Raw genomic sequence first — 14,713 nt, 5'->3', positions numbered from 1 at the left:
TAGGTCGTGAATCAGGCGCACCGCAACGGGGAATTGCCAGGATCGTCGTATGGGAACATCCCCGCTGCGCCATGCGGGTTTTCCATCAAGCGGAGATACCCTACCGTGGTTTGGGGTCCCTCATCCAATGACGCTTGCTGGCGTATTCATGACACTGCAATTGCGAAGGAGTGAAAGCGTCACGTCTTGCCGTATCGCGCAGTGTGACCTTTCTTCCCGTTTTTGGAGACCGGTATGAACAGGACTACGAAATTGAGGATCGGCGTGCTCGCAGGCATGGTGCTCGCGGCAACCGCGGCGTGGTGTGCGCCTGCCGACGACGCTGCGGCCGTTGCCGACCCTCACATGCATCATCACATGATGGCGGGCATGACGACACGCACGACGGCCCAGTACACGCTGCCCACTGTCGAGCTCGTACGCGATGACGGCAAGTCCGTTTCGCTTGTCGATGAGCTCAACGATGGCCGGCCAGTGATCCTGACGTTCATCTACACCACCTGCACGACGATCTGCCCGATGGTCAGCCAGACGCTCGAGGAGCTGCAAAGCAATCTCGGCAGCGAGCGGGACAAGGTTCACATCGTGTCGATCTCGATCGATCCGGAAGAGGACACGCCTGCGCGCCTCAAAGCGTATGCAGCCAGGTTCGAAGCCGGCCCTGAATGGCAGCACTATACCGGCACGGTCGAGGCAAGCATCGAGACCCAACGCGCGTTCAACGTCTATCGGGGCGACAAGATGAATCACACGCCGGTTGCATTCCTGCGCGCCGCGCCCGGCAAGCCCTGGTTGCGCATCGACGGCTTCGCGACGCCCTCGGAGCTGCTCGCCGCCTATCACGACGTGGTGGCTTCCAACTAGGCGCACAGCGTCCAGCGAGGAGCGACGAAATTGGAAAAGACACATCGCGTGCTGATCGCCGAGGACCAGCATTTATTGCGCAGCGGCCTTTGCCACATGGTTTCCGAACTGGACGACTATTGCATCGTCGGCGCGGCGAGCGGCGGAATCGAAGCGCATCGCCTCGCGAGGGAGACCCTGCCCGATCTGATCCTGATGGATCTGACGATGCCAGGCGGCAGCGGCTTCGACGCGATCACCGCCATCAAGCGCGAGTGCCCGTGCATCCGCATCATCGTCCTGACGGTTCACTGGAGCGAAGACCACGTGCGGGAGGCGTTCGCCGCAGGCGCCGACGGATACGTGGTCAAGGACGCATCGTTCGACCAGTTGGTCCGGGAGATGCGTTTCGTCATGCAAGGCAAGCGCGTAGCCGGCGCCGGGGCCAACCGGATCTGCGGCGGCGAGCACGGATCGCAGGAAGACATCGCCCACAAAGCGCAGCTCTGGAACGCGTTGACCGGCCGCGAACGCACGGTGTTGCGGCTCGTGGTCGAGGGGCACACCAACCGGCAGGTTGGCGAGTGCCTGAGCCTCAGCCCCAAGACGATTGAAAAGCATCGCGCCAACCTCATGCGCAAGCTCGGCATCCGGAACCTGAACGGCCTCGTGCGCCTCGCGATCGACATGGGCGTGCTGAGCGTGCCCGACGACGAGCATGTGTGAAATCCCTCCAGACGCAGACGGTGCAACTGGAGGGTCTTTACCCATGTCTTTGGACGACACTCCCTACTTCTTGCCCGTATCGACCTGAACAAGAATGCATTCAACGGCTTCAGCGACGCTGAAGCCGTGAGTCGATACAGGGGAGGGGAGCCGTGCTTAGCGAATCGACCTCTATCCAGCGTGCGCGCGCCTGCCGCGGCTTCACGCTGCTCGAACTGCTCGTCGTGATGGTCATCATCGGACTGCTGGCGGGTCTCGTTGCTCCCCGATATTTCGAACAGGTCGGCAAGTCGAACGTCAAGATCGCGCGCGCGCAGATCGTATCGCTCGGCCAGGCGCTCGATCAATACCGGCTCGACGTCGGCGTTTATCCGACGACCGAAGAAGGTCTGGATGCGCTCGTGGTCAAACCGCAGAATGCGACCCGCTGGAGCGGACCGTATTTGCAGAAGGCGGTGCCGGCGGATCCGTGGGATCGCCCGTATCAGTATCGCTCGCCGGGTGACCACGGCGACTACGACCTGTTTTCGCTTGGCAAGAACGGCCGCGGTGACGGCACGGGCGAGAACGTCACGATCTCGTCGTGGTAGGGATGCGCGGCGGGGCCGCCGCGCCGGTGGTGGGTTCGCTGCAAGGAGAGTCGACGTGAAGTACGTGCTGCGTGTGTTCGATACGAACGGCTCGGTTCAGACGCTTCGCATCGACAGCGATTCGCCCACGACCGCCTCGGCGCTTGCGCGTGCCCGCGGCCTGCGCGTCGTGTCGGTTCGCGCCGACGGCGGCCGGCAGCGGCGTCGTGCGAACCGGCTGGGAATACCTGGCGCCCGCTTCAACGTCGAACTCTTTGCCCGCGAGCTCGCCGCGCTGCTCGACGCGGGCGTGGGTGTCGTCGACGCGCTGCGCACGCTTGGCGGCAACGAGCGCCGGGAGACGTCGGCGCAAGTGTATCGCGACCTTTTGCGCCAGCTCGAAGAGGGACAATCGCTTTCCGCGGCGCTCGAGCACGCAAGCCATATCTTCCCGCTGGTTCTGGTTGCGTGCGTGAAGGCGAGCGAGCAGACGGGCGGCCTCGCCGATAGCCTCACGCGTTACTCGCGCAACAGCGCGACGCTCCATGAACTGCGCGCACGCGTGGTGTCGGCGGCGATCTATCCGACCGTCCTGCTCATCGTCGGCGCGGCAGTCGTCCTGTTCCTGCTCGGCTTCGTCGTGCCGCGCTTCGCGAGTCTTCTCGAACACAGCGGGCGCGAGCTGCCGCTGCTATCACGCATCCTGATGGCTTGGGGCGGCATGGTGCACGCGCACGGTTCCGGGCTGAGCCTCGGCCTCGCCGTGATGGCCGTGGCGACAGGCTTCGCATTGCGCCGCCCGTTCGTGCGGATCTGGATCGCCGATCGCATGCTGGCGCTGCCTGGCATCGGGCAACACTTTCGTGTCTTTCGCCAGTCGCAGTTCTATCGCACGACCGCCATGCTTGTGGACGGCGGCATTCCCGCCGTGAAGGCCTTCGACCTTGCACAAGGTCTGGTCGGACGCGCGGACCAGGCGGCGCTCGCGAGCGCGCTGCAGCAGGTGCGCAATGGCGCGAAGGTCTCGGATGCGTTTCAGCAGGCGGGGCTCGCCAACGCGATCGCATACCGGCTGCTGACGGTCGCGGAGAAAACGGGCGGCCTCGGCCCCGTGCTCGACCGGATTGCAGCGTTCCAGGAGGCGCAGGTGTCACGCACGATCGATCTGATTTCGCGGCTGATCGAGCCCGCGATGATGATTTTCATTGGCGTGGTGATAGGCGGCATCGTCGTGCTGATGTACATGCCGATCTTCGAAATCGCGTCGAGCATTCAGTAGAACGTATTGGGGAAGCGCGTGGATACCGTCACCGCCCAGCCGGAAGGCAATCAAGCCGAAGCGCGCGCCGATCTGCGCAGCGCACTGAGAGCGCTCGGCGAGCGGCACGGGTCCGGCATCCGCGCGCTCGAGGAGCTGATGACGCAGACCTCGCTCAGCGCGGACGAATTGCGCGTGCAACTGGCTTCGCTCTTCCGGATGCAGTCGATCGGCATGCGCGAGCTCAATCAGCTCGAACCGGACTTCGAAGTGATTTCGTTCGTCGACGCGACGACCCGGCTCTGCGTGTGTTTCCACGCTCCCGACGACAGCAACGGGCTGCTGTTCGCGATTGCCGATCCGCTCGATGCGCGCACGCGCGGCTGGGTCGAGCACCGGATGCGCTCGCAGCCAGGCGTGCCCTATAGCTGGGCGCTTGCCAGCGCCGGCGACATCAACGCGTATCTGACCGTGCGCGAAAAGGACGTTCGCGCGATGGACTCCCTCGCGCTCGACGACCCGATCCAGAACACGGTCGATCCCGCCTCGCTCGCGTTGACGCTGCAGGGCATCAGCAGCGACGACAGTCCTGTGGTCAGACTCCTCAACTCGACGATCTACGACGCGCTCAAGATGATGGCGAGCGACATTCACCTCGAATGCCGCGCGAACGGGTTGATGATCAAGTGCCGCGTGGACGGCGTGCTCGCGGTGGTCGGACGTGCCGAGGGCTGCGACGTCGCGGACCAGGTGCTCTCGCGTGTGAAAGTGATCTCGGAGCTCGATATTGCGGAGCGGCGCGTGCCTCAGGACGGACGGTTCAAGGCGCAGTACGCGGGACGTGAGATCGACTTCCGCGTGTCGATCATGCCGAACCAGTTCGGCGAAGATGCGGTGCTGCGGATCCTGGACCGCTACCAGCTTTCGCAATCCGCAGGCGGTTTGACGCTGGAAGCGCTCGGTTTTCAGGAGGCCGACACGCGCTTTATGCGCAAGCTCGCGTCGATGCCGTACGGGATGCTACTCGTCACCGGGCCGACCGGCAGCGGCAAGACGACGACGCTCTACGCGATTCTCACGGAGATCAACAACGGTCTCGAGAAGATCGTGACGATCGAGGACCCGGTCGAATACCAGCTCGGCGAGATTCTGCAGATTCCCGTTAACGAGGCGAAGGGACTGACGTTCGCACGCGGACTGCGCTCCATCCTCCGGCATGACCCGGACAAGATCATGGTGGGCGAGATCCGCGATCCGGAAACGGCGCAGATCGCCGTGCAGGCCGCACTGACGGGGCACCAGGTGTTCACGACCGTTCACGCCAACAACGTGTTCGACGTGATCGGCCGCTTCACCAATATGGAAGTCGATTCGTATTCCTTTGTTTCGGCGCTCAATGGCGTGGTCGCGCAGCGCCTGTTGCGCCAATGCTGTCCGGACTGCTTGACCGAAGACACCGTGGACAAGGAAACGCTCGTGCGCTCCGGCATCGACCCGGACACAGCAGGCAGCTACCTCTTTCGCCGTGGGGCCGGCTGTGCCGCATGCCGTGGCAGCGGGTATCGCGGACGGCGTGCGATCGCCGAGGCATTGCGCATGAACGACGAGCTGCGACAACTGCTGTCCGAGCGCGCGCCGCTCGGGCAAATCAAGGCCGCGGCGATGCGCTACGGCATGCAGACACTGCGCGTCGCCGCGATCGAGCTGGTGAAGCGCGGCGAAACGACACTCGAGGAGATCAACCGTGTCACGATGGTTGAATAGTCCGGTTGCGATCGGAGTCGGCACACGCGAGATCGTCGTCGGGGTCCGCGCGTCCGGATTGTGGCGCGCGCGCAAGCACCTGACGCCAGCGGAGCCGGCCAGCTTCGCGATTCCCGATGACCAGTACGGCACCGAGTCGGGCCTGTTGGATGCGCTGCGCGCGGCGCTCGTCACCACGCCTCGCGCGCTTGCCGATGAAGCAGATAAAAAAGACCCCAGGGAGGAGAAGTCGTCCACGCGCTTCGCACACGTGGTGCTGGACGACTTCTGGGGCAACCACGCGATATTGCGCGGCGACTTTCGCACACTGCGAGCGCGCGAACTCGAAGAAGTCGCGCTAGCCCATTTCACGGATACCTATGGAATTGACGGCGATTCGTTGCTGGTGCGGTGCTGCGTGCAGCAGGGCGGCCGTGCGCTGTTTGCGAGTGCGATGTCGCGCGCGCTTCACGACGGCATTCACGAAGTCAGCGCCGCCGAACATGTGCGTATTTCCCGCTTGAAACTGGGTCTTCCGGAAATGCTCAATGGCATTGAATTCGCCGCGAGCGGCGACGCACTGCTGATGTTCGTCGCCGAGGAGTTGATGCAGGCCGTGATGATCGAGCGGCGCGGCTGGGCCGCCTACGATGCGCAGCGCCTCTTTCCCGGTGATGCCGGCAATGCTTCGCGGCTTGCCGAACTGGCCGAGCAGTTGTTCGAGCGTTCGGCGACGCGGGCGGGCTTCAAGCGCGAAGACTGCACGATCTATCTGTACGGGAACGACACCGACCCGGCGCCATTCGAAGCGCGTTTTGCGGCTGCTGTGCGCCCGGCGCAACCGGCGGCGGACGACTCGCCCGCGCGTCGGCTGATGGAGTATGCGCAATGAACCAGACGCTCGATATCGATTTCGGCAGGCGGCGCGTGTTGCGCACCGGGAAGCGCGGCTTGATTCTGCTAGGCGTCGCCGTGCTGCTGCTGCTCGTATGCGTCGCGCGGCTCTGGCATGCGTATGCCGAGAACGACCGCGTGCAGACGGAGGTCGACGCCGTAAGGCATCGCGTGTTCGCGCAGCAACACCCGGTGAAGCCGCCGTCCACACCGGCTGCGAAGCTCGCGGAAAAGCAGAGTCTCTCGATACTGCGCGAACTGACTGTGCCGTGGCAGGACCTCTTTTCGATCGTGGAAGACTATCCGGACCATGATGTCGCGCTGATCGGCATCGATCAGAACCCTGCACAGAGCCAGATTCGCATCACGGCCGAAGCGAAGAATGTCGACGCGATGATCGCGTACCTGAAGTATCTGCAAACGAGCGTGCTGCTGCGTGAAGCCGTGCTCAACGATCACCTGGTCGAGAACAATGTGCCGGGCAAGCCGGTGCGTTTCCAGATCACCGCAGTCTGGAGGAAGTCATGAAAGCGGATCAACTGCGGGACATGCTGCTGACGCTGCGATTCGAACTGCGGCGCTCGTATGGCCTGCCCGGACTCGCAGGCGCGCTGATGATCGTCGCGGCAGCGCTCATGTGCGCCGAGATCGCGAGCGTGAATGCCGATACGAGGGAGATGCAGGACTCGGGCCGGATTGCGCAGGCGGCAAAGGCGCGCCACCCAGCCGGCGCGCACGGCGCGGCGGTGGACGCGGTAGCGCTCGACGCCTTGCCGGAACTGTTCCCGCACTTCTCGCAAAGCGCGGAAGATATCGCGTCGATATTCGAACAGGCGCGCGGCAGCAATCTCGCACTTGGGTCCGCGGAGTACCAGGTGAACACGGAAGCAGGCACGCGCTTCACGCGCTACCAGGTGATGTTGCCCGTCAAGGATCAATACAGTGCGATCCGGCATTTTCTTGCGTTGGTGCTCAACAACGTGCCGAATGCGGCGCTACGGGAAATTCATGTCGAGCGTCCTGCGGTGGACGGCAATATTCTCGATGCGCGCGTGCGCTTCGAATTGATTTACCGGAGCGCCCAACCATGAAACCCGCCCTGCCCATGCGTGTGCTGCTGGTGTTTTGCGTTATCGCGGCCGCCGGGGCAGGGTATCGCGTGCTGGTCGCGGCACGCCAGATGCCGGCGCCCGTCGCCGTGCTCGACAGCCATCATCGCAACGCCGTCAACGCACGGCCAGATGGCACGCACCGCACCGCGCCATCGAAGTCCGCCGCGAGGTCCGCCGCAACGACTGCGGCGCACGGCGCGGCTGCGAGCACCGCATCGGATCAGTCCCGCGCAAAGCTCGCTTCGTTGCGTGCGCCACTATCCGTCGAATCGGCACACGATCCTTTCACCGCTTCTTCGTGGCTTCCGCCGCCGCCCCCCGTCGAAGCGCCGGCCGCACCGGTGCGGCCCGCTCCGCCCGTCGCGCCTCCCGTGCCTTTTGCCTATGTGGGGCAACTCAGCGCAACAGCAGCGAAGCCGCAGGTTTTCCTCAGCAACGGCGATCAGTTGCTGATCGTTTCGCCGGGCGACGTGATCGATAGCCAGTACCGCGTCGAGTCGGTGTCGGACTCGCAGGTGGTGCTGACCTATCTGCCGCTGCACGAGAAGCAGGTGGTATCCATTCCAGGAGAGGACAAGTAGATGAAAACCTCACGTGTACGGGGTGCGAGCCGCGACGGGGACAGCGGCCCATCAACACGCCTCTCGCCAGTCATCCTGATCCATGTCCCGTTCCCAGGCGCGACGCAGGCCGCGCGAAAGCGCGCATTTGCGATTGCCATGACGGTGCTCGCCTTCAGCGGCTGCATGCACGTCCCGAACATTCATGACGATCCGACCGACGCACAGGCGAAGGTCGACTATCTGAACCAGCGCAACGCCCAGGTCAACACGCTGCTCGATCAAGCCGATCAGTACCGCAAGAACTTCCAGTTCGACGACGCGATCCGCAACCTCTTTCAGGCGTACGCCATCGACCCGACCAACGAGCGCATACGCAAGATCGGTCTGCAGATCGACCAGGACCGCAAGGATCTGGCTATCCTGCAGGAGGCCGAGCGCATGATGAAGCGCGGCGCCTATGTGCAGGCGTCCGAGCGGGTGCATCGCGTGCTGGTGGGGAACCCGACCAATAGCCTCGCGCAGCAAATGCAGACGGAACTCAACGCGATACTCAGTCAGCAACGTGCCGAGCGCGACGACAAGATTGCGGCTTCGTCGATCATGCAGAAGCCGGTGACGCTGCAGTTTCGCGATGCGAACGTGCGCATGGTGTTCGAAGCGTTGTCGCGCACCACGGGGTTGAACGTGATCTTCGACCGCGACGTGCGCGCGGACCTGAAGACGACGATCTTCGTCACGAACGCTTCTGTGCAGGACACGGTCGACATGATCCTGATGCAGAATCAGCTCGACAAGAAGCAGCTCAATGCGAATACGCTTTTCATTTATCCCGCCACCCCCGCCAAGCAGCTCGAATATCAGGAGCTCAAGGTGCGCACGTTCCAGTTGTCGAACGTCGAAGCCAAGCAGATCCAGCAATTGCTCAAGAGCATTCTAAAGATCAAGGAAGTCGTGATCGACGAGCATTCGAATACCGTGACGGTTCGCGGCACGCCGGACACCATCAAGGTTGCCGAGGAGATGATCGCCGCACAGGACTTGCCCGATCCCGAAGTGATGATGGAGGTGGAAGTGCTGGAAGTGTCGCACGAGCGCCTCACCGATCTTGGCATCGACTGGCCGAACTCGTTCACGATGTCGACCCCGAGCACCGCGACGACATGGGGCATTCTGCATCACCTGACGATCAATGAGCTCAATGTCAGCAGCCTCTCGGCCACGGCGAACTTCAAGCTCACCGACACCGATGCGGATCTGCTTGCGAGCCCGCGCATCAGGACGCGCAACAATGAAAAGGCGCGCATCATGATTGGCGATAAGGTGCCGGTGATTTCGAGTTCCAGCACGCCGAGCACGAGCGGTCCGTCGTACACGCAGATGATTCAGTACCTCGATGTCGGCATCAAGCTCGAAGTGCAGCCACGGGTCTATCGCGACGGCGACGTCGGCATCCAGCTCAATCTCGAAGTCAGCAACATCACGAACACGATCTCGAGCAGCAATTCGAACGGACTGAATTCGCTCGCCTATCAGATCGGAACACGCAGCGCATCGACGAGTCTGCGCCTGCGCGACGGAGAAACCCAGATTCTAGGCGGCCTCATCTCCGATGAGGACCGAAAAAACGCCAACAAGGTGCCCGGTCTTGGGCAGTTGCCGGTGCTGGGGAGACTGTTCTCCAACCACCAGGGCGACCACGTCAAGACCGAGATCGTGTTGCAGATCACACCGCACATCGTCCGGCCGCAGATCGCCGCCGATCCGGATACGCAGGAATTGTGGTCGGGCACCGATGTCAATGTGCACGCCGATCAGCTTCGCCTCGATCCCGTGGTGGCGAACGCGGCCACGTCCGTGACGCCTGCGGTGAAGCCGATGCCCGGCATGGTCGGCGGGGGCACGGTAGGTGGCGCGTCTTCGCGATCGGGCGCCGAGGCGTATCCCGCACTGCCTTCGCCTTCGAACGGCGCGTTCGGACAGATGGCGCCGGCGCCGCGCACGACGCCGCCGCCCGAACCGTACGGCGGACGCTTCTCGAGATCGCCCGCGCCGCAAGCGGCTCCCGCGCCGCAGTATGGCCAGAGCGCAGCGCCGGCGCCGGCGGCACCTGCGGCGGCAGATCAGGCGGGCGGCGAAGCGGAGGCCGCCGCGGCGCCCGCGCCCGCAGCGGCGCCGGCCGCACCGCCTGCGCCGCCTGCACCGCCGCCAATGCTGCAGATGCCGCCCGGCACCATGCCGAGCGATAACCCGCTACGCCCGGTCGAGAGCGGGTACTGAACCGTGGCTACCGGAAAGCGCGCGATGCGCCTGCGCGGCGCACACCTTCTCGATCGACGTGGATTCACGCTGATCGAGATGGTGATCACGCTCGCGCTCGTGGGCATACTCGCGCTCGCGATCCTGCCGTTTTCGGAACTCGCCGAGCAGCGACAGAAGGAGTTGCAGCTCGCCGACGCGTTGCGCGAGATCCGTACCGCGCTCGACGCCTACAAGGAGGCGAGCGATACCGGGTACATCGACAAGGAAGCGGAAGATTCCGGCTATCCGCCGACATTGTCCGTGCTCGTGACGGGTGTGAAGAACGCCAAGGACCCGAAAGGCGGGCTGCTGATGTTCCTGCGTCACGTGCCTCGCGATCCATTCTTTCGCGGCGACGCCGACACGCTTGCCGAGGATACGTGGAGCGTGCGGGCCTATGGGGAGCCGCCGGATCAGGCAGCGGGCGGCGATGCAACCATGAGGAGCGATCAGGCTGGCAAAGATGTGTTCGACGTGTCGTCGAAATCCGATCGCGTCGGCATTAACGGCATCCCGTACAAACAATGGTGACGGTGCATCATGAAACCCGCCCGTACGCGCAAGACTAGCGGCTTCACGCTGATCGAACTCGTTGTCGTGATGGCCATCATCGGCCTGCTGCTGACGATAGCCGTGCCTCGTTATATGCACAGCATCGAACGCGGGAAGGAGCAGGTCCGGCAGCAGAACGTCGCGGTGATGCGCAATGCGATTGATCAGTACTACGGAGATAACGGCCAGTATCCCGAGACGCTCGACGAACTCGTGGCGAAGCACTACTTGCGCTCCGTACCTGTCGATCCGGTCAATGGCGACGACAAATGGGCGGTGATCGCTTCGCCGGACGAAACCAAGCCGGGCGTCTACGACGTGGCGCCGGCGAGCAGCCCGCAGGCCGTGGCTCCGCGCGCGGAGGGGGCCCCGAAATGAGCGGCGCCAGGCGCGTGAATGTGCTTGTGAAGCGGCGCGTCAGGCCGCGCGCTGCGCGCCAGGGCGGGCTAGTGCTGCTGGCGCTGCTGATCGCGCTGATGCTGATGTCGATCGCGTTGGCCGGCGCGCTCGACGTGTGGTCGCTGCAACGGCGCCGCGAGCAGGAGAAGCAGCTACTGTTCGCCGGCAACCAGTACCGGCTGGCGATTCTGCGGTATTACCGCGTCGGCCGGGCTTATCCCGCATCGGTCGATGACCTGCTCAACGATACGCGCTTTCCCAGGCCGTTGCATCATTTGCGTTTTGTCTACCCGGATCCGGTCACTGGCAAGGCCGACTGGGTGCCCATGCTGCAGGGCGACCGGTTCTACGGCGTCTTCAGCCGATCAGAGGAGGCCACGATCAAGCGAGCAGGATTTCCACGGCAATATGAAGACTTCGAGGGCGCACAGACCTATGACGGGTGGAAGTTCCTCTATCTGGCTCCGGGGTTGCGAACCACGCAGAGCAACCCCGGCGGCCTCACTGCGCCCGGAAGAACGGGCAGCTTTCCTGCCTTGTCTGGCTTTGACGGTGGATTTCTGCCGGGACAGCGGATGCCCGGGTCACGGTGACCACGGTGAGGGCGCTGCAACGCCACGAGAAAAAAGCGCCGGGAGAGGGCTCCCGGCGCCCAGGTTCGACTCTGCCTTCGTTCTGTCCTTGACCTGGCCGGGTACGCTGCCCCGAGCCTGCAAGCTGCACCAGATGGGTCTCGCAACGCGAAGCGAGTTGGAGATGCGGCTTGGCCGCTATCTCGCTGGGCTTGCCCCCTGAAAGGCCCGGAAGAGATATTCAATTTTGGGCACCTCGCAGGTTTGAATGGCCGCTTGCCGGCTGGAGCCGACGCCTGAATGTCGTGGCTTGATGGTCGGCGAATGGCTCTTTGTGGCCGGCTATTGCCCGATTGGGTCGGCTGTAGCCGACCCGTTGCCGTCGTTCGATCATCCGCTGCCGAGACGACTCCTCAAGAGGGTTCACTTCTTATGCGCCGGAGCCTCGAACTTCCGCAGCCCACCATGTCAGTACGGGCATTCATTTCCTGCAAAGCCCCGGTCAGCGTCTGCCCAACCGTGCTACTGGGTCTTGATCAAGGCGGCGATGAACTGCCTGACTGCCTCTCGAGCCTCGGCTGATGCCTTCTCGTTGTAGCCAATAGAAGGCCCCAGTTCCACACAGGCGTCACTGTAGGTAAATGGCTGCGCCATCTTGACGTTGATGATCTCGCCGTTATCCGCTTCCGCGAGTCGGCAGTTTCGGGTCGTTTGTGCCTTCGGCAAGATTGTGGGTGCCTTGACCGCCTGCCAGTCGAACAGGTGTAACGCATCCGGATATGCCGTTAGTTTGACGTCGTACCCTTGCTTGCGGGCCAGACGTTCGACATATGCCCGGCAAGGCGCGATGGGGACATAATCATCGGCCTCGCCGTGGAAGATGCGTACGGGTTTTCCGGTGATGTCCTCATCATCGTGGTAGGCAACGTTGCAGGCAGGATAGAACGCCAGATAACCTGCGAACTCGCGTCTGGATGCAGGACCGTGCATGGTCCGAAACCGCTTCAGTGCGGCGTAAAGTGTCGAGGTGCCACCTCGCGAGAATCCCATGAGCACGATTCGTGTCGGGTCAATTCTGGGATGCTTCTCCAGAAGTTCGAACGCCCGGTAGGCATCTTCAGTCTGCGCAAATCTGCCGAGCAGCGACTGGTCGTTAATTACACTGCTGATTCCACGACCGGAAAAGCTGTCAACAACAAAGGTGGCAACGCCCATCGCCAGCAAGTCGCGCTCCCAGTCAGTCTCGTAGCTCCCGATACCGCCTGAGGCGTGTAGCAGGATCACCACGGGAAGGCGGTCGGTTCCGGAGCGCGGAAGCCGCAACTCGCCGCCCAGGGTCACCGGCTGACCCTCTATGCCGCCGACGAGAAATTCCTGGTCCGTCAAAGTCCTGGACTGGAGGGAAAGCACTTCCATTCGCGCGACTTGCGGGTATCCGATTTTCGGCAGCACTGCGGTCAGCAAGATCAGCGCAAGCGAAACCAGGCATCGCTGAAATGACCGACGTCTTTCGATTGCGAACATGGTCGCACCTCTTCAAACCGGTCAGTCTGTTCTTGAACGCAGAGTAGTGCACGCCAGACGGTACGCTATTCTGGTTTCCCCTTGAGAATTGAAGCGAACAGTGTCAGTGATTGCTCCTTGGCTGGGCACGCGTTTTCCGGCCTTGCGACTTCGGCGGCATGACCGCTGCTTACGAGCCGAACTGGCTGCCGTGATAGACCGCTGCACTAGCAGTCGCGTTACGACGCATGGCCTAAGTTTGCTATTAATCGCATGATTGAACACACAGCCGGATCGCAGATGTTCGAAGACATCCGATAGGGCGATTCTGAGTTTTTCGTACTAGACTCTGTGGCTCTTTCTGATGGCGCCTTCCACGTTGAGTCGAGAATGGGCCCTTTGCCCGAATCGTCGCGGATGAGCGGCGAGAACGCCCCCGCTGGCGCTAGTAGCCAGTTGAGTCCTTGTCCGAGCCGGACGGGCTCGGGCCCGCATAGACGTGTAGCTAGCGATCGGCGTTACGCTTCAGACGCCTCGAGTCCCGTCTGCGGCGTGCTGCTTACACTCCGGGTTGAATACGCGCTCGGTGGACGCAGGGAATTTCGCCAGTTTGGCGGCCGGGCGTCGCGGGCGGGCGACCAGTTCGCCGCCACAGTTCGGACATATCCCGTTCAGCAGGTCCGAGCAATCGCTGCAAAACGTGCACTCGAACGTACATATGCGGGCATCGTATGAATCTGGCGGCAAATCCTTATCGCAGCACTCGCAGCCGGGGCGCATTTGTAGCATCTCTTACTCTCCTTGCTGGGGGCGTTTCACGAAGGTCTATCTCGAGCTTCAACGCGCCCGAAGATCGACAAAAAGACTTTGCATCTCTGAGTACGGCAGCGCTCCGTCATAAAGCGTTTCCGACTGTCCGCTCAGCAGGAAGTCTTTTACCAGTTCTTTCGCCCTTCCCATCACGACCTGCGAGATTCCACTACCGGCGCTCAATCTCCGCACGCCCAGTTGCTCAAGCGCGGCAGCGTCGGGAAGTGACGCAATCGCCATTACGTTCAGCGGCAGCGGGACCGCCTTGACGATCGCTTCGATATCGGACGAATCCTTGAGCGCTGGAAGGAACAGACCGTCAGCCCCCGCTGAAGCATACAGGTCGCCTCGCGCGATCGATTCGCCGGCCTGCTTCGGCTTATCGACGAGGTTTGCCAGAAATACGTCGCTGCGTGCGTTGATGAAGATGTCGGCTCCCGCTTTCGAAACGGCGTTACGGATGGCCTCGATTTTCGAGGCCAGCAGCGAAGGCGCGTCCGGCCCATCTTCGATGTTGATGCCAGCTACGCCGATGTCGACAAGCTGCATGACGACGTTGGCAACAGTGGCAGGATCATCTGAATAGCCGTTTTCGACATCGACCGATAGCGGGACACTCAGCACCCGGACGATCCGCTTTACAGCGGCGACGACTTCATCGACGGGAAGCAGCCGTCCGTCCGGATAACCCAGCGCCCATGCGAAACCCGCGCTCGTCGTAGCGACGGCACTGGCGCCTTGTGCTTCGACAAGTCGCGCGCTTCCCGCATCCCATGCGTTAGGCAGTCGAAGCAGCGTTGAGCCGTGATGCAGTTGACGAAATTCGATTGCGGCAGACATGAGCTTTCTCCTGTATCACTTTGATTGCGCG

Annotated in this window: 16 protein-coding genes; 13 read left to right on the top strand and 3 right to left on the bottom strand. The window is 62.7% G+C overall.

The genetic code is table 11. The features are described 5' to 3' along the window. Positions 1-276 precede the first annotated feature (276 nt). The 13 genes from VSR72_RS22865 (at position 277) to VSR72_RS22805 (ending at position 11,550) form a co-directional block, all read left to right on the top strand. Complete coding sequence (locus VSR72_RS22865) at positions 277-864, top strand: SCO family protein (protein WP_342954635.1); 588 nt, start codon at positions 277-279, stop codon at positions 862-864. Positions 865-912: 48 nt separating this feature from the next. Beyond that, on the top strand, positions 913-1,569 hold the full coding sequence (locus VSR72_RS22860) for a response regulator transcription factor (RefSeq protein WP_342954600.1): 657 nt from the start codon (positions 913-915) through the stop codon (positions 1,567-1,569). Between the two features lie 152 nt (positions 1,570-1,721). Next, on the top strand, positions 1,722-2,159 hold the full coding sequence (gene gspG / locus VSR72_RS22855; RefSeq protein ID WP_342954599.1) for a type II secretion system major pseudopilin GspG: 438 nt from the start codon (positions 1,722-1,724) through the stop codon (positions 2,157-2,159). 55 nt (positions 2,160-2,214) lie between these two features. Further along, positions 2,215-3,417 (top strand): type II secretion system F family protein, encoded by a 1,203-nt coding sequence (locus VSR72_RS22850; protein ID WP_342954598.1) that lies wholly within the window; start codon positions 2,215-2,217, stop codon positions 3,415-3,417. A gap of 18 nt (positions 3,418-3,435) precedes the next feature. After that, the gene (locus tag VSR72_RS22845) at positions 3,436-5,160 is read left to right on the top strand and encodes a GspE/PulE family protein (RefSeq protein ID WP_342954597.1); all 1,725 of its coding nucleotides are present in this window, start codon (positions 3,436-3,438) and stop codon (positions 5,158-5,160) included. After that, entirely contained in the window at positions 5,141-6,031 is an 891-nt protein-coding gene (locus tag VSR72_RS22840; RefSeq protein ID WP_342954596.1) for a hypothetical protein, read from the top strand. The genes VSR72_RS22845 and VSR72_RS22840 overlap by 20 nt, the downstream gene beginning before the upstream one ends. Beyond that, entirely contained in the window at positions 6,028-6,561 is a 534-nt protein-coding gene (locus VSR72_RS22835) for a hypothetical protein (protein ID WP_342954595.1), read from the top strand. The genes VSR72_RS22840 and VSR72_RS22835 overlap by 4 nt, the downstream gene beginning before the upstream one ends. Further along, entirely contained in the window at positions 6,558-7,124 is a 567-nt protein-coding gene (locus tag VSR72_RS22830) for a hypothetical protein (protein WP_342954594.1), read from the top strand. The genes VSR72_RS22835 and VSR72_RS22830 overlap by 4 nt, the downstream gene beginning before the upstream one ends. Next, positions 7,121-7,726, top strand: a complete 606-nt coding sequence (locus tag VSR72_RS22825) for a hypothetical protein (RefSeq protein ID WP_342954593.1) — start codon at positions 7,121-7,123, stop codon at positions 7,724-7,726. Before VSR72_RS22830 ends, VSR72_RS22825 begins: the two co-directional genes overlap by 4 nt. Further along, entirely contained in the window at positions 7,727-9,985 is a 2,259-nt protein-coding gene (locus tag VSR72_RS22820) for a type IV pilus secretin PilQ (protein WP_342954592.1), read from the top strand. Positions 9,986-10,009: 24 nt separating this feature from the next. Beyond that, positions 10,010-10,537, top strand: a complete 528-nt coding sequence (locus tag VSR72_RS22815) for a type II secretion system protein (protein ID WP_342954634.1) — start codon at positions 10,010-10,012, stop codon at positions 10,535-10,537. A gap of 9 nt (positions 10,538-10,546) precedes the next feature. After that, entirely contained in the window at positions 10,547-10,936 is a 390-nt protein-coding gene (locus tag VSR72_RS22810) for a type II secretion system protein (RefSeq protein ID WP_342954591.1), read from the top strand. Beyond that, positions 10,933-11,550: a type II secretion system protein gene (locus tag VSR72_RS22805; RefSeq protein ID WP_342954590.1), complete on the top strand. Its 618-nt coding sequence runs from the start codon at positions 10,933-10,935 to the stop codon at positions 11,548-11,550. Before VSR72_RS22810 ends, VSR72_RS22805 begins: the two co-directional genes overlap by 4 nt. A 501-nt stretch (positions 11,551-12,051) precedes the next feature. On the opposite strand, the gene VSR72_RS22800 is transcribed toward VSR72_RS22805, so the two are convergent. From VSR72_RS22800 to VSR72_RS22790, 3 genes are all read right to left on the bottom strand, one after another. Continuing rightward, positions 12,052-13,053: a dienelactone hydrolase family protein gene (locus tag VSR72_RS22800; RefSeq protein WP_342954589.1), complete on the bottom strand. Its 1,002-nt coding sequence runs from the start codon at positions 13,051-13,053 to the stop codon at positions 12,052-12,054. A 504-nt stretch (positions 13,054-13,557) separates the two neighbouring features. Continuing rightward, positions 13,558-13,821, bottom strand: a complete 264-nt coding sequence (locus VSR72_RS22795) for a DUF1272 domain-containing protein (RefSeq protein ID WP_342954588.1) — start codon at positions 13,819-13,821, stop codon at positions 13,558-13,560. A gap of 48 nt (positions 13,822-13,869) precedes the next feature. Beyond that, positions 13,870-14,682, bottom strand: coding sequence for an isocitrate lyase/phosphoenolpyruvate mutase family protein (locus VSR72_RS22790; protein ID WP_342954587.1), 813 nt, complete (start codon positions 14,680-14,682; stop codon positions 13,870-13,872). Positions 14,683-14,713 lie beyond the last annotated feature (31 nt).

It is taken from the genome of Paraburkholderia sp. JHI869, assembly GCF_038900775.1.
Taxonomy (GTDB): domain Bacteria; phylum Pseudomonadota; class Gammaproteobacteria; order Burkholderiales; family Burkholderiaceae; genus Paraburkholderia.
This window is presented reverse-complemented; position numbering and strand designations above follow the sequence as displayed.